Here is a 21,212-nt window from a genome sequence, read left to right as displayed (position 1 = left end):
CTACAGTGGAAAAAACATCGGCCAACGGCCCCGCAACCTTGCGTGGGTCGTTGTCTTGCGTGCCTGCACGCCACCGCATTGCTGCCGGATACGCTCCGGCCGCCTCCCTATAACCTTACGAAGAAAGCGACAGACATGGCCGTTCTCATCGACGAAAACACCAAGGTCATCTGCCAGGGTCTTACCGGCTCGCAGGGGACCTTCCACACCGAACAAGCCATCGCATACGGCACCAAAATGGTCGGCGGCGTGACGCCCGGCAAGGGCGGTCAAACCCACCTCGACCTGCCCGTGTTCAACTCCGTCCACGAAGCAAAGCACGTCACCGAAGCAAATGCTTCTGTGATCTACGTGCCCCCGCCGTTCGCAGCAGATTCCATCATGGAAGCCATCGACGCGGAAATGGAGCTGATCGTCTGCATCACCGAAGGCATCCCGGTGCTGGACATGATGAAGGTCAAGCGCGCGCTGGAAGGGTCCAAATCGACCCTGATCGGCCCGAACTGCCCCGGTGTGATCACGCCCGACGCCTGCAAGATCGGCATCATGCCCGGCCACATCCACAAGCGTGGCTCGGTCGGTGTTGTGTCGCGCTCCGGCACCCTGACCTATGAGGCGGTCAAGCAGACCTCCGATAGCGGTCTGGGTCAGTCGACTGCCGTTGGCATCGGTGGCGACCCCATCAAGGGCACCGAACACATCGACGTGCTGGAAATGTTCCTCGCCGACCCCGAAACGCAGTCGATCATCATGATCGGCGAGATCGGTGGCTCTGCCGAAGAAGAAGCCGCGCAGTTCCTTGCGGACGAAAAGAAAAAGGGCCGTTGGAAGCCGACCGCTGGCTTCATCGCGGGCCGCACCGCGCCTCCGGGACGCCGCATGGGCCACGCCGGTGCGATCGTCGCAGGCGGCAAAGGTGGCGCTGAGGACAAGATCGAAGCGATGAAATCCGCAGGCATCGTTGTTGCTGACAGCCCCGCCACGCTGGGCGAAGCTGTGCTGAAAGCCATCGAACTGGGCTGATGCCTTTGGGGACAGCGCGGGCTTGCCCTGCGCCCGTCCCGCCCCATGCTTAGGACCGTGGCCGGACAATATGTTCCGGCCATGGTCGCACCAAATGACCTCCACCGGAGTGACTGGACGGACGCCCGAAACCGCTTCGGGTTTCTCTTTTGCCACTTCGCTGGTCGAACACAAAAGGACGCCACCCATGACCGACCAAAGCCCCAACGACCAATTCCGCGCCTCGTCCTTTATGCAGGGCCACAACGCGGAATATCTCGAACAGATGTATGCGCGTTATGCCAACGACCCCAACGCGGTCGACGACACGTGGAAAGCGTTCTTCGAGCAGATGGGCGACGATCAGACAGCCGTCACCGAAGAGGCGGCCGGCCCGTCCTGGGCGCGCTCCGATTGGCCGCCCCTGCCCGACGATGACATCACCGGTGCGCTGACCGGCGAATATCCCATGCCGATGGTCCCTGCCGAGGCAAAGGGCGCGGCCAAAAAGATCAAGGACAAAGCTGACGCTTCCGGTGTTGCGGTGACCGATGCCGCCATCCAGCGCGCCGTGCTTGACAGCATCCGCGCGCTGATGCTGATCCGCGCGTACCGGATTCGTGGTCACCTTGCAGCGGATCTGGATCCCTTGGGCCTGCGCGACACGTCCAACCATCCCGAGCTGGACCCGAAATCCTACGGCTTCACCGATGCCGATATGGATCGCCCGATCTTTATCGATAACGTTCTGGGGCTGCAGATCGCATCGCTGCGCGAGATCGTGGCCATCGTCAAACGCACCTATTGTGGCACATTCGCGCTGCAATACATGCACATCTCGGACCCCGAACAGGCGTCGTGGCTGAAGGAGCGCATCGAAGGCTACGGCAAGGAAATCGCCTTTACCCGTGAGGGGCGCAAGGCCATCCTGAACAAGATGGTCGAAGCCGAAGGTTTCGAGAAATTCCTGCATGTCAAATACATGGGCACCAAACGCTTTGGTCTCGACGGTGGTGAAAGCCTCATCCCCGCGATGGAGCAGATCATCAAGCGTGGTGGCAATCTCGGCGTCAAGGACATCGTGATCGGCATGCCCCACCGCGGGCGTTTGTCCGTGCTCGCCAATGTCATGCAAAAGCCCTACAAGGCGATCTTCAACGAATTCCAGGGCGGGTCGTTCAAACCCGATGATGTGGATGGCTCTGGCGATGTGAAATATCACCTTGGCGCCTCCTCTGACCGTGAATTCGACGGCAACACCGTGCACCTGTCGTTGACGGCGAACCCCTCGCACCTTGAGGCGGTGAACCCGGTGGTGCTGGGCAAGGTCCGCGCCAAGCAGGACCAGTTGAACGACACCAACCGCACGCAGGTCATGCCGGTCCTGCTGCACGGTGATGCGGCCTTTGCCGGTCAGGGTGTGGTTGCGGAATGTTTCGCACTGTCCGGTCTGCGCGGTCACCGCACCGGCGGCACCATGCATATCATCGTCAACAACCAGATCGGCTTTACCACGGCACCGCATTTCTCGCGCTCTTCGCCCTACCCCACCGACAACGCGCTGGTGGTCGAGGCGCCGATTTTCCACGTCAACGGCGACGATCCGGAAGCGGTTGTGCATGCCGCCAAGGTCGCAACCGAATTCCGTCAGAAATTCGGTAAGGACGTGGTGATCGATATTTTCTGCTACCGCCGCTTTGGTCACAACGAGGGCGACGAGCCCATGTTCACCAACCCGGTGATGTACAACAAGATCAAGAAGCAGAAGACCACGCTGACCCTGTACACCGAGCGTCTGGTGAAGGACGGCCTGATCCCCGAGGGCGAAATCGAGGATATGAAAGCCGCGTTTCAGGCGCATCTGAACGAAGAGTTCGAAGCCGGTAAGGTCTACAAACCGAACAAAGCCGATTGGCTGGATGGCCGCTGGAGCCACCTGGACAAGCAGAAAGAGGGCAAATACCAGCGCGGCAAGACCGCCATCAACGGCGAAACCATGGAAACCGTGGGCAAGGCGCTGACCACCGTGCCGGATGGCTTCCCCATCCATAAAACCGTGGGCCGTCTGGTCGACGCCCGCGCCAAGATGTTCGAAACCGGCGAGGGCTTTGATTGGGCCACTGCCGAGGCGCTTGCCTTTGGCTCGCTCCAGCTTGAAGGCTACCCGATCCGTCTTGCGGGTCAGGACAGCACGCGCGGCACCTTCTCGCAGCGCCACTCCGCCTTCATCAACCAGGAGAACGAAGAGCGTTACTATCCGCTCAACAACATCCGCGAAGGGCAGGCCCGTTACGAGGTCATCGACTCCGCCCTGTCCGAATATGCTGTTCTCGGATTTGAATACGGCTACTCGATGGCGGAACCCAACGCGCTGACCCTGTGGGAAGCGCAGTTCGGCGACTTCGCCAACGGTGCGCAGATCATGTTCGACCAGTTCATCTCCAGCGGTGAATCGAAATGGCTGCGCATGTCCGGTCTGGTTTGCCTGATGCCGCATGGCTTCGAAGGTCAGGGGCCGGAACACTCCTCCGCGCGTTTGGAACGCTTCTTGCAGATGTGTGGGCAGGACAACTGGATCGTGGCCAACTGTTCGACCCCGGCGAACTACTTCCACATCCTGCGTCGCCAGCTGCACCGCAGCTACCGCAAGCCGCTGATGTTGATGACGCCGAAATCGCTGCTGCGTCACAAGCTGTGCACCTCGACCGCGGATATGTTCACCGAAGGCTCGTCCTTCCACCGTGTTCTTTGGGACGATGCGGAACAGGGCCATTCCGACCTGAAGCTGAAGGACGACAAGGACATCCGCCGCGTGGTCATGTGTTCGGGCAAGGTCTACTACGACCTGCTCGAAGAACGCGACGCGCGAGGTCTGGATGATGTCTACCTGCTGCGGATCGAACAGTTCTATCCGTTCCCGGCGATCAGCCTTGTCAAGGAACTGGAACGGTTCCCGCAGGCCGAGATGATCTGGTGTCAGGAAGAGCCCAAGAACCAAGGCGCATGGCATTTCATCGAGCCGAATATCGAATGGGTGCTTAGCCGTATCAATGCCACCCATGCCCGCCCGCGTTACGTGGGCCGCGCCACATCCGCTTCGCCCGCCACGGGCTTGGCATCCACCCACAAGGCACAACAGCAGGCGCTTGTCGACGAAGCGCTGACGATTGAAGGAAACTGAGACAATGACCGAAGTACGCGTCCCCACCTTGGGTGAATCCGTGACCGAGGCGACCGTGGCAACATGGTTCAAAAAGCCCGGTGATTCCGTTGCCGTGGACGAAATGCTCTGCGAGCTGGAAACCGACAAAGTGACGGTCGAGGTGCCCTCGCCCGTCGCAGGCACCCTGTCCGACATCGTGGCCGCCGAAGGCGACACCGTCGGCGTAGATGCCTTGCTCGCCAATATCTCCGAAGGTGACAGCGGCGCGGACAATGCGCCCAAAGCCAAGGAAGCCGCAGCCGAAGCCCCTGCGCAATCGGGTGGCGAAGCCTCTGCCGCCGTGGATGTGATGGTGCCGACGCTTGGCGAATCCGTGACCGAGGCGACAGTATCCACTTGGTTCAAAAAGGTCGGTGATACCGTCGCGCAGGACGAGATGCTGTGCGAATTGGAAACCGACAAGGTGTCCGTCGAGGTGCCCGCCCCCGCTGCCGGTACGCTGACAGAAATCGTGGCCGCCGAAGGCACCACTGTCGAAGCGAACGCCAAGCTGGCCGTGATCGGTGGCGCCTCGGGCGCGACTGCCGCTGCAGCCCCCGCTGACACGCAGTATTCGACACCGGCCGCAGGCAACGCGGGCCCCGGCAAAGACATCAAGGACGGCCCCGCCGCCGAGAAAGCCATGGCCGAGGCCGGGATCTCCCGCGATCAGGTTCAGGGCTCCGGCAAGGACGGTCGCGCAACCAAAGCGGACGTTGCAGCGGCTGTTGCCGCTGCAAATTCTGCGCCCAAGGCTTCGGCCCCTGCGGCTGCGCCGCGCGCTGCCTCCCCCGCAGAGGACGCCGACCGCGAAGAGCGCGTGAAGATGACGCGCCTGCGCCAGACCATCGCCCGCCGCCTGAAGGACGCGCAAAACACCGCCGCGATCCTGACCACCTACAACGAGGTGGACATGACCGAGGTCATGGCGCTGCGCTCGCAGTACAAGGAACAGTTCGAGAAAAAGCACGGCGCACGTCTGGGCTTTATGTCGTTCTTCACCAAAGCGTGCTGCCACGCGCTGAAAGAAGTGCCTGAGGTCAACGCAGAGATCGACGGCAACGAGATCGTCTACAAGAACTTCGTCCACATGGGTGTGGCCGCTGGCACGCCGCAGGGTCTGGTGGTTCCGGTCATCCGTGACGCGGATTCCATGTCCTTCGCGGAAATCGAGAAGGCCATCGCAGAAAAGGGCAAGCGCGCCCGTGACGGCAAGCTGTCCATGGCAGAGATGCAGGGCGGCACCTTCACCATCTCGAACGGCGGTGTGTATGGCTCGCTGATGTCCTCGCCGATCCTGAACCCCCCGCAGTCGGGCATCCTCGGCATGCACAAGATCCAGGACCGTCCCATGGTCATCAACGGCGAGATCAAGATCCGCCCGATGATGTACCTTGCGCTGTCCTACGATCACCGCATCGTCGACGGCAAAGGCGCGGTGACCTTCCTCGTGCGCGTCAAAGAGGCGCTGGAAGACCCCCGTCGCCTGCTGATGGACCTGTAATCAGGCCTGAAACCTCTGGGCGAGCGCTTGTGCGGCGCTCGCCACCCTGCGGGAGGCGGTTCTCGCCATAGGAACAGTCAGATCAAGTCGATGCAGAATTCCCCCGCATATCTCGACGCCATCCGCCGCCGCCGCGCCTTTTCGCGGTCGGGCTATAAAACGCTCGCGGATGAAGGGTTTGATGGCGATTATGTCTCGCCCATCCAGATGACGTCAGGCAACCTCACCGGCCCGATGCTGATCTCGAAAGACTGGCTGGATGCCCCGTCCGTCCGCGCCAATCGCGAGACGTTGACCAAAACCGGCTATTTGCCCAACACGCCATACAATCGGGTGATCGATAAGGTTCTGGCGCTTGTCGGCCTGAGCCGCGCGGAGATCTACATCACCCCGGTCTTCGCCTTGCTAAGTCACACGCGGTCCTCCGTGATCCCGCTTAGCGACCGCAAAGCATCGTTTGACGCCGTCGGCCAATACGAACTGATGGGGCGACGACCTGTTGCTTGTGGTCGGGACGCCGCCGAGGTTCTGCGCGCCTCTGGTGTTGACCATATCGAGACCATACATCCTTCGGCACGGGGGTTGTCATTTGACGCCCGCGCCGCCCGTATCGCCAAGGCTTTGGAGGCCGCATGACACCGGAACTGACCGCGCTCGTCCTCGCAGCGCTGCTGCAAGTGGCCACCTTTGTCGCCTATTCGATCACCGCGCAGCGACAGGTCGGGCGGGGCTATGCCATGTCACCGCGTGATACGCCGCGCACGCTGACCGGTGTGGCGGGCCGCCTGCAACGCACCATGGCCAACAGCTTTGAAGGGCTGATCCTGTTTGGCATCGCGGTCATGGCAGTCACCTATTCCGACACCGCAAACGGTCTGACCGGCGCGGCGGCGATGCTCTATCTTCTGGCGCGGGTTCTGTATGTCCCCGCCTATGTTTTCGGCTGGACCCCGTGGCGGTCGCTGATCTGGGTGATTGGCCTGTGTGCCACTGTTTTTTTGCTGGTCTGGAGCCTGCTGTAACTGCGCGCATACACGCGCATCTGAACATCCCGCGGGGGCGACGAAGCGTCCCCAGAATTGAAAGGAAACGACAATGTCCCAATACGATGTCATCGTCATCGGTGGTGGCCCCGGCGGCTATGTCGCCGCGATCCGCGCAGCGCAGCTTGGTCTGAAAACGGCCTGCGTCGAAGGCCGCGAAACCCTCGGCGGCACCTGCCTGAACGTGGGCTGTATCCCGTCCAAGGCGCTGCTGCACGCCAGCCACCAGCTGCATGAGGCAGAGCATAACTTTGCCAAGATGGGCCTGAAAGGCAAATCCCCCTCCGTCGACTGGAAACAGATGCTTGCCTACAAGGACGACGTGATCGGCCAGAACACCAAGGGCGTCGAATTCCTGTTCAAAAAGAACAAGGTTGACTGGCTCAAAGGCTGGGGATCGATCCCCGAGGCCGGCAAGGTCAAAGTAGGCGACGACGTCTACGACGCCAAAAACATCATCATCGCCTCCGGCTCTGAGGTGGCGTCGGTCCCCGGTGCGGACGTGACAGTCGACAACGACAAGAGCGTTGTCGTGGACAGCACCGGCGCGCTGGTGTTGAACAAGATCCCCAAGAAGATGATCGTCATCGGCGCCGGTGTGATCGGTTTGGAAATGGGCTCGGTCTACAAACGTCTGGGCGCCGAGGTGCAGGTGATCGAATTCCTCGACCACATCACCCCCGGCATGGACACGGACGTGCAAAAACAGTTCCAGAAGCTGCTGACCAAGCAGGGGCTGGAATTCACCATGAACGCCGCTGTGTCCAAGGTCGAGGCCAAGGGCAACAAGGCCACGGTCACCTACAAGTCGCGCAAGGATGACAGCGAACACACCGCCGAGGCGGATGTCGTTCTGGTGGCCACAGGCCGCAAGCCCTATGTCGCCGGTCTGGGTCTGGACGCCCTCGGGGTTGAAATGACGCAGCGTGGCCAGATCGCCGTGAATGGCCAATGGCAGACCAACGTGCCCGGCGTCTACGCCATCGGCGACGTCATCGAAGGGCCGATGCTGGCCCATAAGGCCGAGGACGAAGGCATGGCCTGCGCCGAGGTCATCGCCGGAAAACATGGCCACGTGAACTATGACGTGATCCCGTCGGTCATCTACACCCACCCCGAGGTCGCAGCCGTTGGCAAGACCGAAGCCGAGCTCAAGGCCGCAGGCCATGCCTATAAGGCAGCAAAGTTTTCGTTCATGGGCAACGGTCGCGCCAAGGCAGTGCACGCGGCAGATGGCTTTGTGAAGATGATCGTCGACGCGGAAACCGACCGCATTCTGGGCTGTCACATCATCGGCCCGGCTGCGGGTGATCTGATCCACGAAATTTGCGTGGGCATGGAATTCGGTGCCTCGGCAGAGGACATCGCCCTGACCTGCCACGCGCACCCGACCTTCTCCGAGGCGGTCCGCGAGGCAGCGCTGGCCTGCGGCGACGGTGCGATCCACGCCTGATCCGCGACACCACGGCATAAAAAACCCCCGTCAGGAAACTGGCGGGGGTTTGTCGTTTCGGTGATGCTCTCAGGCCTTGGGGTCGAACCCTGCCTCACGCATCAGGGCGTCGGATGCTGTTTCAACCTGTTCCTGTAGGCTTTGAGTAAAGGCCTCGCGATCCATGCCCGGCGCGATTGCGGGCAGGAATTCGACAACAGCGGTGCCTTGCTTGCGCCAGATGCCGGTGCGCGGCCAGAACAGTCCCACATTCGTTGCTGCAGGCACACAGGGCTGTTGGGTTTGCTCTGATAGCAGCGCCGCCCCGATCTTGTAGGGGGCGTCAACACCGGGGGCGACACGGGTGCCTTGGGGGTAGATGATCAACTGGCCCGCCTCGGCCTGCCCTGCTTCGACATCCGCCAGCATCTTGGCGATGGCCTGCCCACGTTTGCCGCGCTGCACCGGTACGCAGCCGATGCGCAATCCGTATTGACCGATCACCGGCGCCCACATCAGCTCTCGTTTCATGATGAACTTTCCGGCGGGCACTTCGGAAAAGATCATGATGATGTCGAGGAAGGACTGGTGTTTGGAGGCGATCAGAACCTCGCCCGTGGGCACGGGTCCGCGCACTTCGGTTTTCAGGCCGATCATCCAGCGCGCCGTCCACCGCACCCAATAGCAATAATGTTTGCACGCCGTCCGCGCCCCATGCGCCGACACCAGCGCCCATGGGAAATACAAGATGCCCATAATCAGCATCATCAGATAGATCTGAAAGACAAAGACCGCCGAACGGACCCATTGCAGGGCGCTGATCTGTGGCTGATAGGCGGATTGTGTCATGCGAGACCTCCCAAAACCCGCCGCGCGGCGGAAGACGTGGCGATATAGGCGACCACAGCCGCCAGTGGCGGCACCAGCAACGGCCAAAGCCATTGCCAGCCCTCGAACCGCAGACCGGTCAGCAGGCCTTCGACATCACCGGCGGACGGCATAAAGATCAGACCGATCATCCCTGCCACGGTTCCGGCCGCAGCCCCCAGCAGCGTGCGCAGGGTGAAACGCCGCACAAAGGCCTGTGCGATATAGCCATCGGTCGCGCCCACCAGCCGCAGCACGGCAATCACCTGCGCATTGGCGGCCAGCGCCGCATGGGCCGCAAGGGTGACCATCGCGCCGGTTGCCGCCCCGATCAGCAGGATCGACGACCAGCCCAGCAGCCTCAGACGCGATGCAGCCGCCACCAAAGGCCTGCGCCAGCGGGCATGTTCATCCAGCACCGCGCCGGGGGCTTCGGCCTGTAAACGCAGGCGCAACCCGTCGGCGTCATAGCCCTCGGCGGTCTCGGTCACCTCGATCAGCTGGGGCACGGGCAACTGTTCCACCGGCAACGCAGGACCAAACCACGGCTCAAGCAAAGCGCGCTGTTCATCCGCTGTCAGCGCGCGCGACGTGGCGACGCCGGGTGTCTGTTCCAGCACCCGCAGCACCGTTTGCACCTGTTCCTGCATCTGGTCCGCAGGGGCGGAAATCCGAATGGTCGAGGCGCGCGCCAGCTCCTCTCCCCAACTGGTGCCCAATCGTCCCGCCGCCAACGACAAGGCCAGCGCAAAGATTGTCAAAAAGGCCATCGCCGCCGAGGTAAACAGCGTCAGCCGCACCGTAAAGCCAGAGGGCGGCACAACCCGGTCTGCGGCCTGATCCCCGCGGATCACCGATGTCAGCGTCTCCAGATGGTGCCTCATAGGTCTGCCCCCGCCGCCTGCAGACGCCGGTTCGCGATGCGCAGGACCCGTGCCTGAACATGCGCTTTGGCTGCGCGGATCAGGCCCAGATCATGGGTCGCGATCATCACCGTCTTGCCCATGCGGTTCAGCTCGATCAGAAGGCGCAGCAGGCGCTGCGACATATCCCAATCGACGTTGCCTGTGGGCTCGTCGGCAAGGATCACATCCGGCGACAGGATCAGCGCACGGGCCAATGCCGCACGCTGGCGTTCCCCGCCCGACAGCTCTGGCGGCAGGGCGTCGAATTTGCCTTGCAATCCGACCCAGCCCATCAGCTCGTTAAGGTTGGCGGCCTGATCCGGCGTCGCCTGCCCCGACACCGTCAACGGCAGGGCCACGTTTTCCGCAACCGGAAGATGGTCGAGAAACTGGCAGTCCTGATGGACCACACCGACCCGCCGCCGCATATAGGCCACGGAGTCGCGATCCATCTGCGTGACATCATCGCCAAAGATCCGCACCTGTCCTTCGGTGGCGCGCAGGGCACCGTAGCACAGCTTGAGAAACGTGGTTTTACCGGCCCCCGATGGTCCGGTGAGGAAATGGAACGTCCCCGGCGCCAATTGCAGGGAAATATCCGTCAGCAGGGCGTCACCGCTGTAGGAATACGCAACATTGTCCAACTCGATCACGGGAAGCCTGTCCTCGCCCTTGTATGATGGCCCTGTTGTGCCAGTGCACAGGCTTTAGTGCAACGCGACGCAAGTGTGAACATTGCACTTTTCCCCAAGCGGCAAGGCACCTATTGTGGCTTTAACGTCCCCCAAGGGATGAACCAGAGACAGGACCAGAGCAGAATGCGGCTGATTTGCCCAAATTGTGGCGCGCAATATGACGTCCCGACCGAGGTCATCCCGGCGGAGGGACGCGATGTGCAGTGTTCCAACTGCGGACACACTTGGTATCAAAACCACCCCGATCAAGATGCGGAGCTGGCCGAAGATCTGGGCCAGCCCTTGCCCGATCCCGAGTGGACGCCCGAACCCGAAGACATGCCGCAGCCCCCAGCCGATCCCGCGCTGGAGGACGACATTTACGACGAACCGGCAGAAACCTATGCCGAGGAAGACATCCCGCCCGCGCCCAAGCCGCGTGGTCTTGATCCCGAAGTCGCCAATATCCTGGCCGAGGAACGCGAGTTCGAGGCGCGGCAGCGCGCAGCAGAGACACTGGAATCCCAACCGGATCTTGGCCTTGACGATCCCGACGAGGACGAGCAGGCCCGCAGGTCACGTCAAGCCCGCGAACGCATGGCCCGCCTGCGTGGTGCAGAAGCCCCGGCACCGGTCGCAACCTCGGAACGCCCGGCGATCCCGACCGAACCTGCCGTGGCCTATGACGACTACGAGGATGACGACGATTATGTCGCGCCCTCTGCCGCCGCTGCCGCCGCTGCGGCCAGTTCGCGCCGCGATCTGTTGCCTGATGTCGAAGAGATCAATCAGACCCTGCGGGCCTCGAATGATCCGCGCGGGTCCGAGCGTCCCGAAAATGTCGAGACCGATCTGCCCCATCGTTCCGGCGGTTTTGGCAAAGGCTTTGCGCTGATTGTCGTGCTCGCCCTGATCGCGCTGTGCGCCTATGTGATGGCGCCGGCGATTATCGACGCCTTGCCGCAACTCTCGCCTGCGCTGACCGCCTATGTAGACATCATCGATCAAGGGCGCGACTGGCTGGACGGTCAGATGACAACGCTGATGCAAATGCTCGATTCGATGACCTCCGAGGCGGCGCAGGACCCGGCCCCCAGCGAGTAGACCGCCCAAAGTTTCATCACAGATTATCTGGCCTGCCCTTCGGGGCGGGCCATTTTCGTATAAGCACAGGGCCCCGCCAAACTGGCCTGATACGCGGGGGTAAACTGGCCCTATGTTTGCGTGTTCATTCGCGTCTACTGGGGCCAATTCCCCTGCTTTGGAGTCACGGCCATGGACGGCACCCTTTCCCAGAACGATCTCTCCCACGTCGTGGACGCCGACAAGGCACACGTCTGGCACCATCTGATGCAGCACAAGGCCTTCGACGCCAAAGACCCCAACATCATCATCGAAGGCAAAGGCATGCGCGTCTGGAATCAGGCGGGCAAGGAACATCTTGATGCGGTTTCTGGCGGTGTCTGGACCGTCAACGTCGGCTATGGCCGCGAACGCATCGCCAAAGCGGTCTACGACCAACTGACCAAGATGAACTACTTTGCCGGGGCATCCGGGTCCGTGCCGGGCGCGCTGTTTGCGGAAAAGCTGATCTCCAAGATGCCGGGCATGAGCCGGGTCTACTATTGCAACAGCGGGTCAGAGGCGAATGAAAAGGCGTTCAAGATGATCCGCCAGATCGCCCACAAACGCTATGGTGGCAAGAAGACCAAGATCCTATACCGCGACCGCGATTACCACGGCACCACCATCGCCTGTCTGTCTGCGGGCGGCCAGGATGAGCGCAACGCGCAATATGGCCCCTTCACTCCGGATTTCATTCGCGTCCCGCACTGCCTTGAATATCGCAAGCACGAACAAGAGGGCGCACCGGACCAGAACTACGGTGAATGGGCGGCCGAGCAGATCGAACAGATCATCCTGCGCGAAGGCCCCGACACCATCGGCGGTCTGTGCCTTGAACCTGTGACGGCTGGCGGCGGCGTGATCACCCCGCCCGAAGGCTACTGGCAGAAAATCCAGGAAATTTGCGACAAATACGATATCTTGCTGCACATCGACGAGGTCGTCTGCGGCGTTGGCCGCACGGGCACATGGTTCGGCTATCAGCACTACGGCGTACGACCCGACTTTGTCACAATGGCAAAGGGCGTTGCCTCTGGCTATGCGGCCATCGCCTGCTGCGTCACATCCGAGCGTGTGTTCGACATGTTCAAGGACGACGCCAGCGATCCGCTGAACTATTTCCGCGACATCTCGACCTTTGGCGGCTGCACCGCTGGGCCTGCAGCAGCCATCGAAAACATGGCCATTATCGAAGACGAGGACCTGCTGGGGAACACTGTGGCCATGGGCGACTATATGTTCGATCAGCTCAGCGCCCTTGCGGACCGTCACAGTGTGATCGGCAATGTGCGCGGCAAGGGTCTGTTCCTCGGCGCTGAACTGGTCAGTGACCGCACCACCAAGGAGGTTGTCCCCGAGGCACAGGTGCAGGCGGTGGTCGGCGACTGCATGGCCCAAGGTGTCATCATCGGCGCCACCAACAGGTCAGTGCCGGGGCGCAACAACACCTTGTGTTTCTCCCCCTCCCTGATCGCCACCAAAGACGACATCAACGAAATCATCGCCGCAGTGGATGGCGCGCTGACACGCGTATTCGCCTGACGCTGTTTGAAGAAACCTATGCGGGCGGGCCATTTGGTCCGCCTGCTTGCATTCTATCGACTGCCTATCTCAGGCATTTGCCGCGAATTCTTTGCAGATGAACCGCCGCGTCGCCCCGGTTTACCGGCTTTGTTCAGCCTTGATAAACTTTCTCGCGCCAGCATCCGGCGATGATATGTCCAAGCCAGACGGAGCCCCGGGATGCCGCCACGTTACCCTGACTACCCCTATGTCGAACCAATGGCGGTCAACGCGACCGAGGACGAGATCGAAAACGTCTTGGCGGATCTTCTGGCGAATAACCCCGGCGTCCAACTGCGCGACGGCCCATTGGATCGTGTCTGCCAATCGTTGAACGTCGATCTGGAATATTCGCTCCCCCCGCATGAGATCCTGCTGGATGTGCCGCTGAACCGGCGCGCCGTGATTTGGCTGCCCAAGAACGGGCGACCCAAACATGACCGCGTGGCGGCCGCCATCGGCATTGGGCACTGGATTCTGCACGTGCCTTACACCCGTGAAAAGCACCCCGGCTGCGGCATTCAGGCACTGCAGCACCCCTCCTCGAAGGAGGCCTTGCAAGAAGCGAAACGCTTTGCCTTAGCCCTGCTGATGCCAGAGAATGATTTCAAGGCGCTTTGGTACGAAGGCCGCGCACGCGCTGTGGCCGATGAGCTGAATGTTCCAACGCAGACCGTCTATGAACGGGCCGCCATGCTGGATCTGACGGATATGGACACCGGCGGTGACAAATATGAATGGAAAGACCGGGCATCCTCTGCCGGCTTCTGACCGACAGATACGAAAAAGGGCCGCGATGTGCGACCCTTTTCTTAATGCCTAATGCATCACCGCCGACTGTGGCCAACGGCTGCATAACTGAATTATGCGTTCACGCTGTCCTTCAGAGCCTTCGCAACGGTCACTTTGACCTGCTTGTCGGCTTCTTTCTTGAACTGCTCGCCCGTGGCAGGGTTGCGCACCATACGCTCGGGGCGCTCGCGGCAGTAGAATTTACCAACGCCCGGCAGAGTCACGGCACCGCCGCCTGCAACTTCGCTGGTGATGATGTCGACCAGAGAATCCAGAGCCGCGCCCGCGGTCTTCTTGTCTGCTTCCATCTTTTCCGCCAGTGCAGCCACCAGCTGGGTTTTGGTCATCGGCTTCGCCATTTCATGGTCTCCTTTAGCAGCACCGGTACACCTTCCGATGCCTTCACTGCCCTTAAATCATTGGGCCTCTGGCAGGCATTAAAACCGGATATAGGCGGGAAACACAACTATTCGTGTCCACCCCGCCCTAGATAAAATGCATTTTGCATGGGTTTCCCCTACGTCAAAGGAAGGCAGTTTCCTCGAACGAGCGCAGTTTGCGGCTGTGGATGCGTTCCAAAGGCATATCGCGCAGGGTTTCCATGGCGCGAATCCCAATTCTCAGATGCCGTGCGACCTGTGTTTTATAGAAATCCGACGCCATGCCGGGCAGCTTCAGCTCACCATGCAAGGGTTTGTCGGACACGCACAGAAGCGTCCCGTACGGCACACGGAACCGGAACCCGTTCGCCGCGATCGTCGCGCTCTCCATGTCCAGCGCGATAGCACGGCTTTGCGACAACCGTTGCACTGGACCGGATGTGTCGCGCAACTCCCAGTTGCGGTTGTCCACGGTGGCCACGGTGCCCGTCCGCATGATGCGTTTCAGGTCATAGCCGTCCAGCGCGGTCTCCTCGGCCACAGCCTTTTCCAACGCCACCTGAATCTCCGCCAGCGCGGGGATCGGCACCCAGACCGGCAGATCGTCGTCCAGAACCTTGTCTTCGCGCAGATAGGCGTGGGCCAGAACAAAGTCGCCAAGGCTTTGAGAATTGCGCAGTCCGGCACAGTGGCCAACCATCATCCACGCATGCGGGCGCAGCACGGCGATATGATCCGTGGCGGTCTTTGCGTTGGACGGGCCGACCCCGATATTGACCAAAGTGATCCCCGAACCATCCGCACGTTTCAGGTGATACGTCGGCATCTGCGGCAGGCGCGCCGGCACGTCCAGCACGGCATCCGGTGTGGTGATCTCAACGTTGCCGGTGGACACAAAGCTGGTGTAGCCGCTGTCGGCGTCGCCCAGCATAGCGCGGGCGTAGGCCTCGAACTCCGACACGTAGAACTGGTAGTTGGTAAACAGAACGTGGTTCTGGAAATGCTCGGGGTCCGTCGCGGTGTAATGCGCAAGACGCGCCAAGGAATAGTCCACGCGCTGCGCGGTAAACGGGGCCAGCGGCATTGCCTGACCCGGTAGAATGTCCGCCACGCCATTGACGATATCGTCGTTGGTTGTGTTCAGATCGGGCACATCGAACACATCGCGCAGGATGAAATCTGCGGCGCCTTCCTGCGGAACGGTCACCTCTGGAAAATTCGCCACGGCAAAATGCACCGGCATCGGCGTATCGGACAGACCGATCTGCACCTTCACCCCGTGGTTCGACAAAAGCAGGCCAATCTGTTGCCGCAGATAATGGCGGAACATGCGCGGACGGGTCACCGTGGTGGCATAGGTTCCCGGCGCGGGAACGTGACCAAAGGACAAGCGGCTATCGACCTTGGCAAAGCTTGCCGTGGTAAAACGGATCTCGGGGTAGAAGGCGCGCATCCGTTTGCCCGGATGCCCGTCGGTGATCGCCGACATAAACCGATCACGCAGGAACACCGCTGCCTGATCATATAGTTCGCAAAGCCGGTCCACGGCGGCGCGCGGATCGTCGAACATTTCAGGCTCTGCCACCACGGGAGATTCGATCAAAAGCGTTTCGATATTGTCCTGCATTACGGGGTCTTTCATCTGTTTATTTGAAAGGTGACAGCTTGTGCGCAGGGGCGCAAGCCGCGCGCGGTCAGGTCGTCACGGCAAACCGTGTTTTCAAAGGGCGACGCGCCTGTTTGACTTCCCCCGCGCAGGTCGGTCCAATACCCTCAAAGAGGAGAGTTAATATGAACGCCCCCCACGCCCACGCAAATCTCGATTTCTGGCAGGAACGCGTCGATCTGGCCGCCGCCTTTCGTTGGACCGAACGGCTGAACCTGCACGAGGCGGTGGCCAACCACTTCTCGCTTGCGATCAACGACGATGGCACGAAATTCCTGATGAATCCAAACCAGATGCATTTCTCGCGGATCAAGGCCAGCGACCTGATCGTGGTGGATGCCAATGACCCCGAAACACTCAACCGCCCCGGCGCGCCGGACCCCACAGCCTGGGGGCTTCATGGGGGTCTGCACCGCAACTGCCCCCATGCGCGCTGCGCCATGCATGTGCATTCGCCCTATGCGACGGTGTTGGCCTGTCTGAAAGACAAGCGCCTGCCCCCGATCGACCAGACCTGCGCGACGTTCTTTAACCGCATGGCAATCGATGAGGCCTACGGTGGACTTGCTTTTGAGGAAGAAGGGGAACGCTGCGCCCAGCTGTTGGCCGATCCGAAAGTGAAAACCCTGGTCATGGGCAACCATGGGGTCATGGTCATCGGCACATCGGTGGCCGATACATTCAATCGTTTGTATTACTTTGAACGCGCGGCCCGGACCTACATCATAGCGCTACAGACCGGACGCCCCTTGGATGTGCTGTCCGACGAGGTGGCCGAGAAAACCGCGCAAGAGATCGAGGCCTATCCAGAACAGGACCTTCGCCATCTGGCCGAGCTTAAGGCGATCCTCGACGAAGAAAACAGCACCTACGCAAGCTGATCGCCTTGGGCGACGGGTTTAGCCCGGTCGCAGGCCGGTTTCCTCCAAAAGCCCCTTGCGCTTTGCCTCATAGTAGTAGCCACGCGCATACCATTGGATGGCGTCGTCCCAGTCGCCATCCGCGACGATATAGGCCCCTTTGAGGTATTTCAGCGCGTATTCCAGATTGACCTCTGCTTTCAGCAAATCCTGATTTTGCCCCTGAAACCCCATGCTGCGGGCCGTCGCGGGCAGGATCTGGAACAGCCCCCAATAGGGGCCATTGCGCGCCTTGGGGTTATGTGTGCTTTCGCGGATGGCAAGGCGGTGGACCAGCGGGCGCGGCAGATCGTAATGATCGGACCATTTGTTGATCTTGGCGCGCAGCTCCGGTGTTTCATTGGGAAACAGTGGCAGGGCTTTGGGCACGGCGGCAGGCGCGGGGTCGGGTTCCTGCGGCGTGGCACATCCGGCCAGCCCGATAAGGCAGATCAACAAAGCAGCGCGCAGCATGCACTCTCTCCAAGGCTGTTTCGCGCCACCGTGATACGCAGGCGACAGGCCCGTGGGGAGTCCGCAATTTTCCGCTCGGCGAGGCTACGCCCATGGATCGGCAGAGTCTTGCGCCCACTGCGACCTTACGTGCGCCCTTGCCAAACCCGATGGCACGCGCCACCTATGCCCCATGACACGCACGCTGCTTTCACTGGGCCACGGATTTTCGGCCAGATTTCTTGCCGCTGATTTGCTGGCCGAAGGCGGCTGGCGCGTGATCGGCACCACCCGCTCCGAGGCAAAGCGCGACGCCCTGCGCGCCACCGGGATCGAGCCGATTTTGTGGGAGGACGACGCATTGCGCGGGGCGCTGTCACAGGCCACCCATGTGCTGATGAGCGCGGCGCCCGACGCAGGCGGCGACCCTGCCCTGGCCATTCTGGCTGATGATCTGGCACAAGCGGCAAAACGGCTGGAGTGGGTCGGCTACCTGTCCACAACCGGGGTCTACGGCAACGCCGATGGCGCTTGGGTTGATGAGACCGCACCGCTCAACGGACATTCCAGACGCGCCCTTGCCCGCATCAAGGCGGAGGCTGACTGGCGCGCCATCCCTAACCTGCCGGTACACAGTTTTCGACTGGCGGGCATTTATGGCCCCGGTCGCGGCCCGTTTGAAAAGGTGCGCAACGGCACGGCCCGCCGTATCATCAAGCCCGATCAGGTGTTTTCGCGCATCCATGGCGCGGACATCGCACAGGTTCTGCGCGCCTCCATCGCGCGGCCCAATCCCGGCGCGGCCTACAATGTCTGCGACAATGATCCCGCCCCGCCGCAGGATGTTCTGGCCTACGCGGCCGAACTTCTGGGCGTGCCTCTGCCGCCCGAAGTGCCCTTTGACGAGGCCGAGATGTCGCCCATGGCGCGCAGCTTTTATGCGGACAACAAACGGGTGTCGAACCGGCGCATCCGCGAGGAGCTGGGCGTGACATTGAAATACCCCGACTACAAAACCGGCCTGCAGGCGGTCCTCGTCGCAGAAAGCGAAGCCAAGTGACCGAGCTGCCCTCAGACCGTCAGGCCAACGGCCCCGAAAGCCTTGGCGATCTGCTGGCCGCGATGACCCCTGACGAGGGGCAAGAGCGTGTGTCGGTCGAAAACGTCCTTGGCAAGGTCGGCGGGCGGTCGTTTCCGGCGGTGATCCTCGTCCCTTGTGTGGTGCTGGTGTCGCCCCTGTCCGGCATACCGCTGACGCCGACGCTGGGCGGTCTGGTCGTTTTGCTGATCACGCTGCAGGTCCTGATCGGGCGCAAGCACCTTTGGCTGCCGGACTTTCTCAGCCGCCGCTCGGTCCCCGCGCACCGGATGCAAAAGGCCATCGACTGGCTAAGCAAACCCGCAGCATTCATGGACCGCCACAGCCACAACCGCCTGCGGATTCTGACCAGCGGGCCGGCGCGCTACTTTGCCTATCTGACGACGTCCGTTCTGGCGCTCAGCTGGCCCCCGCTGGAGCTTTTGCCCTTTGTCACCAGCTTCAGCGCCGGTGCCGTGGCCATGATCATGTACGGGCTGATGGTGCGCGACGGGGCCTATACGCTTGCAGGCTATGTGCAGGCGGTCGTGCTGTATCTGGCCCTGCTGTCACTATGGATCGGGGTGTTCTGATCGGGGCCGTTCGCCGCCCCGATCCGCCTGACGTCAGGCGCGCTTGTCCAGCACTTCGACACCCAGAGCCTGCAGCACCTTTGCCTCGATGTCCTCGGCGTTGAGCTTGGCCACCGCGTACATATCGCGCGGCGAGGCCTGATCGATGAAGGTATCCGGCAACACCATGCTGCGATAGGTCAGCCCCCCGTCAAAGGCCCCCTCCTCGGCCAGCAACTGCGCCACATGAGAGCCAAATCCGCCGACAGCGCCCTCTTCGATGGTGATCAGCGCATCGTGGCTGCGGGCAAGATCCAGGATCATCTCCGCATCCAAGGGTTTGGCAAAGCGGGCATCAGCGACGGTGACCGAAATGCCGCGTGCCTCCAGCGTCTCTGCCGCTGCCAGACATTCCGACAGACGCGTGCCCAGCGACAAAAGCGCCACGCGCGAGCCTTCGCGCACGATCCGTCCCTTGCCGATCTCGAGGATCTGGCCGCGCTCCGGCATCTCCACGCCTTCGCCCTCCCCACGGGGATAGCGGAAGGCGATGGGCCCGTCGTCATAGGCCGCAGCGGTGGCCACCATATGCTTCAGCTCGGCCTCATCTGCCGCGGCCATGACCACAAATCCCGGCAGGTTTGCCAGAAATGCCACATCGAAGGCACCTGCATGGGTTGCGCCATCCGCGCCGACCAGCCCCGCACGGTCAATCGCGAAACGCACGGGCAAACGCTGGATCGCCACGTCATGCACCACCTGATCGTAGCCACGCTGCAAAAAGGTCGAATACATCGCGCAGAACGGCCGCATCCCGCCCGCAGCCAATCCGGCACAAAAGGTCACCCCGTGCTGTTCGGCAATGCCCACATCAAAGGTGCGCGAGGGGTAGCGTTCCGCGAACAGATCCAGCCCCGTGCCATCGGGCATGGCCGCCGTGATGGCGCAGATCCGGCTGTCCTCTGCCGCCTCTTGCAGCAAGGCATCGGCAAACACTTTGGTGTAGGACGGCGCATTGGACGGCGCTTTCTTCTGCTTGCCCGTGATCACATCGAATTTGGCGCGGGCGTGGCCTTTGTCTGCGGCGTGTTCTGCGTGGCTGTAGCCCTTGCCCTTTTTAGTCAGCGCGTGGATCAGGATCGGGCCGGTGGCACGCGATTTGACCGTGCGCAGCACAGGCAGCAACTGGTCCAGATCATGCCCGTCGATGGGACCGAGGTAGCTGAACCCCAGCTCCTCGAACAAGGTACCGCCAACGGCCATACCTTTGAGCATTTCCTTGGCGCGTTTCGCCCCCTCCTGGAAGGGCGGCGGCAACAGGGAAATCGCCCCCTTGGCCGCTGCCTTGAGGTCTTGGAACGGTGCCTCGGCATATAGCCGCGTCAAATAGGATGACAGCGCGCCGGTGGGCGGCGCAATCGACATTTCGTTATCGTTGAGAATCACGATCAGACGCTTGCCCAGATGGCCCGCGTTGTTCAGCGCCTCAAAGGCCATGCCGGCGCTCATCGCGCCGTCGCCGATCACCGCAATGGCGTCACCGTGACCCGTGTCGGATGCCCCGCCCAGATCGCGCGCCACAGCAAAGCCCAAAGCCGCGCTGATCGACGTGGACGAATGCGCCGCACCAAAGGGATCGTAAGGCGATTCAGACCGCTTGGTGAAACCTGACAGCCCGTCCTTCATCCGCAATGTGCGGATACGGTCGCGCCGCCCGGTCAGGATCTTGTGGGGGTAACACTGGTGGGACACATCCCAGATGATCTTGTCGCGCGGCGCGTCAAACACCGCATGCAAAGCCACCGTCAGCTCGACCACGCCAAGCCCTGCCCCCAGATGCCCGCCGGTTTCCGAAACCGCAGAAATCGTCTCCGCGCGCAGTTCCTGGGCCAGTTGTTCCAGTTCCGCATCCGACAGACCTTTTAGATCGGACGGCGTCTGAACGCGGTCAAGCAATGGTGTCTCGGGTCGCTGGGACATGGGTCCTCCGGCTAAACAGGTCTGTGGTCCAAGTAATGCAAACCGGCATCAAAACCACGGGGAACAGCGCAGTTA

Annotated in this window: 19 protein-coding genes; 12 read left to right on the top strand and 7 right to left on the bottom strand. The window is 61.6% G+C overall.

Features of this window, described 5'->3' with window-relative positions; translation table 11 throughout:
- Positions 1-135: 135 nt before the first annotated feature.
- The 6 genes from sucD (at position 136) to lpdA (ending at position 8,204) form a co-directional block, all read left to right on the top strand.
- The gene (gene sucD / locus ACN5AZ_RS11670; RefSeq protein WP_419429058.1) at positions 136-1,023 is read left to right on the top strand and encodes a succinate--CoA ligase subunit alpha; all 888 of its coding nucleotides are present in this window, start codon (positions 136-138) and stop codon (positions 1,021-1,023) included.
- A 187-nt stretch (positions 1,024-1,210) separates the two neighbouring features.
- A complete protein-coding gene (locus ACN5AZ_RS11665) occupies positions 1,211-4,183 on the top strand; it encodes a 2-oxoglutarate dehydrogenase E1 component (protein WP_419429057.1) in 2,973 nt (990 codons plus the stop codon).
- A gap of 4 nt (positions 4,184-4,187) precedes the next feature.
- Positions 4,188-5,708, top strand: coding sequence for a 2-oxoglutarate dehydrogenase complex dihydrolipoyllysine-residue succinyltransferase (gene odhB / locus ACN5AZ_RS11660; protein WP_419429056.1), 1,521 nt, complete (start codon positions 4,188-4,190; stop codon positions 5,706-5,708).
- A 90-nt stretch (positions 5,709-5,798) separates the two neighbouring features.
- Entirely contained in the window at positions 5,799-6,344 is a 546-nt protein-coding gene (locus ACN5AZ_RS11655) for a hypothetical protein (protein WP_419429055.1), read from the top strand.
- On the top strand, positions 6,341-6,730 hold the full coding sequence (locus ACN5AZ_RS11650; RefSeq protein WP_419429054.1) for an MAPEG family protein: 390 nt from the start codon (positions 6,341-6,343) through the stop codon (positions 6,728-6,730). The genes ACN5AZ_RS11655 and ACN5AZ_RS11650 overlap by 4 nt, the downstream gene beginning before the upstream one ends.
- Before the next feature lie 73 nt (positions 6,731-6,803).
- On the top strand, positions 6,804-8,204 hold the full coding sequence (gene lpdA, locus ACN5AZ_RS11645) for a dihydrolipoyl dehydrogenase (RefSeq protein WP_419429053.1): 1,401 nt from the start codon (positions 6,804-6,806) through the stop codon (positions 8,202-8,204).
- A gap of 69 nt (positions 8,205-8,273) precedes the next feature.
- Here lpdA and ACN5AZ_RS11640 read toward each other — a convergent pair whose 3' ends face one another.
- Genes ACN5AZ_RS11640 through ACN5AZ_RS11630 form a run of 3 tightly spaced genes read right to left on the bottom strand, consistent with a single transcriptional unit; the run spans position 8,274 to position 10,608 of the window.
- The gene (locus tag ACN5AZ_RS11640) at positions 8,274-9,032 is read right to left on the bottom strand and encodes a lysophospholipid acyltransferase family protein (protein ID WP_419429052.1); all 759 of its coding nucleotides are present in this window, start codon (positions 9,030-9,032) and stop codon (positions 8,274-8,276) included.
- Positions 9,029-9,934, bottom strand: a complete 906-nt coding sequence (locus tag ACN5AZ_RS11635) for a cell division protein FtsX (RefSeq protein WP_419429051.1) — start codon at positions 9,932-9,934, stop codon at positions 9,029-9,031. Before ACN5AZ_RS11635 ends, ACN5AZ_RS11640 begins: the two co-directional genes overlap by 4 nt.
- Complete coding sequence (locus ACN5AZ_RS11630; protein WP_419429050.1) at positions 9,931-10,608, bottom strand: cell division ATP-binding protein FtsE; 678 nt, start codon at positions 10,606-10,608, stop codon at positions 9,931-9,933. The genes ACN5AZ_RS11635 and ACN5AZ_RS11630 overlap by 4 nt, the downstream gene beginning before the upstream one ends.
- A 165-nt stretch (positions 10,609-10,773) precedes the next feature.
- Between ACN5AZ_RS11630 and ACN5AZ_RS11625 the strand changes: the two genes are divergently transcribed.
- The 3 genes from ACN5AZ_RS11625 to ACN5AZ_RS11615 all read left to right on the top strand — a co-directional run bounded on the left by ACN5AZ_RS11625 (position 10,774) and on the right by ACN5AZ_RS11615 (position 14,088).
- Positions 10,774-11,733, top strand: a complete 960-nt coding sequence (locus tag ACN5AZ_RS11625) for a zinc-ribbon domain-containing protein (protein ID WP_419429049.1) — start codon at positions 10,774-10,776, stop codon at positions 11,731-11,733.
- A gap of 171 nt (positions 11,734-11,904) precedes the next feature.
- On the top strand, positions 11,905-13,296 hold the full coding sequence (locus ACN5AZ_RS11620; RefSeq protein WP_419429048.1) for an aspartate aminotransferase family protein: 1,392 nt from the start codon (positions 11,905-11,907) through the stop codon (positions 13,294-13,296).
- A gap of 201 nt (positions 13,297-13,497) precedes the next feature.
- Entirely contained in the window at positions 13,498-14,088 is a 591-nt protein-coding gene (locus ACN5AZ_RS11615) for an ImmA/IrrE family metallo-endopeptidase (RefSeq protein ID WP_419429047.1), read from the top strand.
- A 92-nt stretch (positions 14,089-14,180) separates the two neighbouring features.
- Here ACN5AZ_RS11615 and ACN5AZ_RS11610 read toward each other — a convergent pair whose 3' ends face one another.
- Both ACN5AZ_RS11610 and ACN5AZ_RS11605 read right to left on the bottom strand, forming a co-directional pair.
- Positions 14,181-14,468 carry an HU family DNA-binding protein gene (locus ACN5AZ_RS11610; protein ID WP_419429046.1) on the bottom strand — a complete coding sequence of 96 codons (288 nt, stop codon included), beginning with the start codon at positions 14,466-14,468 and terminating at the stop codon, positions 14,181-14,183.
- A gap of 163 nt (positions 14,469-14,631) precedes the next feature.
- Positions 14,632-16,116, bottom strand: coding sequence for an AMP nucleosidase (locus ACN5AZ_RS11605; RefSeq protein ID WP_419429160.1), 1,485 nt, complete (start codon positions 16,114-16,116; stop codon positions 14,632-14,634).
- A gap of 164 nt (positions 16,117-16,280) precedes the next feature.
- On the opposite strand from ACN5AZ_RS11605, the gene ACN5AZ_RS11600 reads away from it, so the two are divergent.
- Positions 16,281-17,036: a class II aldolase and adducin N-terminal domain-containing protein gene (locus ACN5AZ_RS11600; protein WP_419429045.1), complete on the top strand. Its 756-nt coding sequence runs from the start codon at positions 16,281-16,283 to the stop codon at positions 17,034-17,036.
- An 18-nt stretch (positions 17,037-17,054) separates the two neighbouring features.
- Here the strand turns inward: ACN5AZ_RS11600 and ACN5AZ_RS11595 are convergent, their stop codons facing one another.
- Entirely contained in the window at positions 17,055-17,528 is a 474-nt protein-coding gene (locus ACN5AZ_RS11595) for a transglycosylase SLT domain-containing protein (protein WP_419429044.1), read from the bottom strand.
- Between the two features lie 172 nt (positions 17,529-17,700).
- Between ACN5AZ_RS11595 and ACN5AZ_RS11590 the strand changes: the two genes are divergently transcribed.
- Both ACN5AZ_RS11590 and ACN5AZ_RS11585 read left to right on the top strand, forming a co-directional pair.
- Positions 17,701-18,567 carry an SDR family oxidoreductase gene (locus ACN5AZ_RS11590; protein ID WP_419429043.1) on the top strand — a complete coding sequence of 289 codons (867 nt, stop codon included), beginning with the start codon at positions 17,701-17,703 and terminating at the stop codon, positions 18,565-18,567.
- Positions 18,564-19,178, top strand: a complete 615-nt coding sequence (locus tag ACN5AZ_RS11585; RefSeq protein ID WP_419429042.1) for an exopolysaccharide biosynthesis protein — start codon at positions 18,564-18,566, stop codon at positions 19,176-19,178. The genes ACN5AZ_RS11590 and ACN5AZ_RS11585 overlap by 4 nt, the downstream gene beginning before the upstream one ends.
- Positions 19,179-19,211: 33 nt before the next feature.
- Here the strand turns inward: ACN5AZ_RS11585 and dxs are convergent, their stop codons facing one another.
- Complete coding sequence (gene dxs, locus ACN5AZ_RS11580; RefSeq protein ID WP_419429041.1) at positions 19,212-21,137, bottom strand: 1-deoxy-D-xylulose-5-phosphate synthase; 1,926 nt, start codon at positions 21,135-21,137, stop codon at positions 19,212-19,214.
- Positions 21,138-21,212: the final 75 nt, after the last annotated feature.

The sequence above is a fragment of the Sagittula sp. SSi028 genome, assembly GCF_048553715.1.
Lineage (GTDB): Bacteria > Pseudomonadota > Alphaproteobacteria > Rhodobacterales > Rhodobacteraceae > Sagittula.
The sequence above is the reverse complement of the archived record's forward strand: the minus strand, read 5'-3'. Positions and strand labels throughout refer to the sequence as shown.

Excerpts from the sequence above, each read along its gene's own strand:
- dxs (WP_419429041.1), bottom strand. The coding sequence starts at position 21,137 with ATGTCCCAGCGACCCGAGACACCATTGCTTGACCGCGTTCAGACGCCG.
- ACN5AZ_RS11610 (WP_419429046.1), bottom strand. The coding sequence starts at position 14,468 with ATGGCGAAGCCGATGACCAAAACCCAGCTGGTGGCTGCACTGGCGGAA.
- ACN5AZ_RS11650 (WP_419429054.1), top strand. The coding sequence starts at position 6,341 with ATGACACCGGAACTGACCGCGCTCGTCCTCGCAGCGCTGCTGCAAGTG.
- ACN5AZ_RS11605 (WP_419429160.1), bottom strand. The coding sequence starts at position 16,116 with ATGCAGGACAATATCGAAACGCTTTTGATCGAATCTCCCGTGGTGGCA.
- ACN5AZ_RS11600 (WP_419429045.1), top strand. The coding sequence starts at position 16,281 with ATGAACGCCCCCCACGCCCACGCAAATCTCGATTTCTGGCAGGAACGC.
- ACN5AZ_RS11595 (WP_419429044.1), bottom strand. The coding sequence starts at position 17,528 with ATGCTGCGCGCTGCTTTGTTGATCTGCCTTATCGGGCTGGCCGGATGT.
- ACN5AZ_RS11655 (WP_419429055.1), top strand. The coding sequence starts at position 5,799 with ATGCAGAATTCCCCCGCATATCTCGACGCCATCCGCCGCCGCCGCGCC.
- ACN5AZ_RS11620 (WP_419429048.1), top strand. The coding sequence starts at position 11,905 with ATGGACGGCACCCTTTCCCAGAACGATCTCTCCCACGTCGTGGACGCC.
- ACN5AZ_RS11665 (WP_419429057.1), top strand. The coding sequence starts at position 1,211 with ATGACCGACCAAAGCCCCAACGACCAATTCCGCGCCTCGTCCTTTATG.
- ACN5AZ_RS11625 (WP_419429049.1), top strand. The coding sequence starts at position 10,774 with ATGCGGCTGATTTGCCCAAATTGTGGCGCGCAATATGACGTCCCGACC.
- odhB (WP_419429056.1), top strand. The coding sequence starts at position 4,188 with ATGACCGAAGTACGCGTCCCCACCTTGGGTGAATCCGTGACCGAGGCG.
- ACN5AZ_RS11640 (WP_419429052.1), bottom strand. The coding sequence starts at position 9,032 with ATGACACAATCCGCCTATCAGCCACAGATCAGCGCCCTGCAATGGGTC.
- ACN5AZ_RS11615 (WP_419429047.1), top strand. The coding sequence starts at position 13,498 with ATGCCGCCACGTTACCCTGACTACCCCTATGTCGAACCAATGGCGGTC.
- ACN5AZ_RS11590 (WP_419429043.1), top strand. The coding sequence starts at position 17,701 with ATGACACGCACGCTGCTTTCACTGGGCCACGGATTTTCGGCCAGATTT.
- ACN5AZ_RS11635 (WP_419429051.1), bottom strand. The coding sequence starts at position 9,934 with ATGAGGCACCATCTGGAGACGCTGACATCGGTGATCCGCGGGGATCAG.
- sucD (WP_419429058.1), top strand. The coding sequence starts at position 136 with ATGGCCGTTCTCATCGACGAAAACACCAAGGTCATCTGCCAGGGTCTT.
- lpdA (WP_419429053.1), top strand. The coding sequence starts at position 6,804 with ATGTCCCAATACGATGTCATCGTCATCGGTGGTGGCCCCGGCGGCTAT.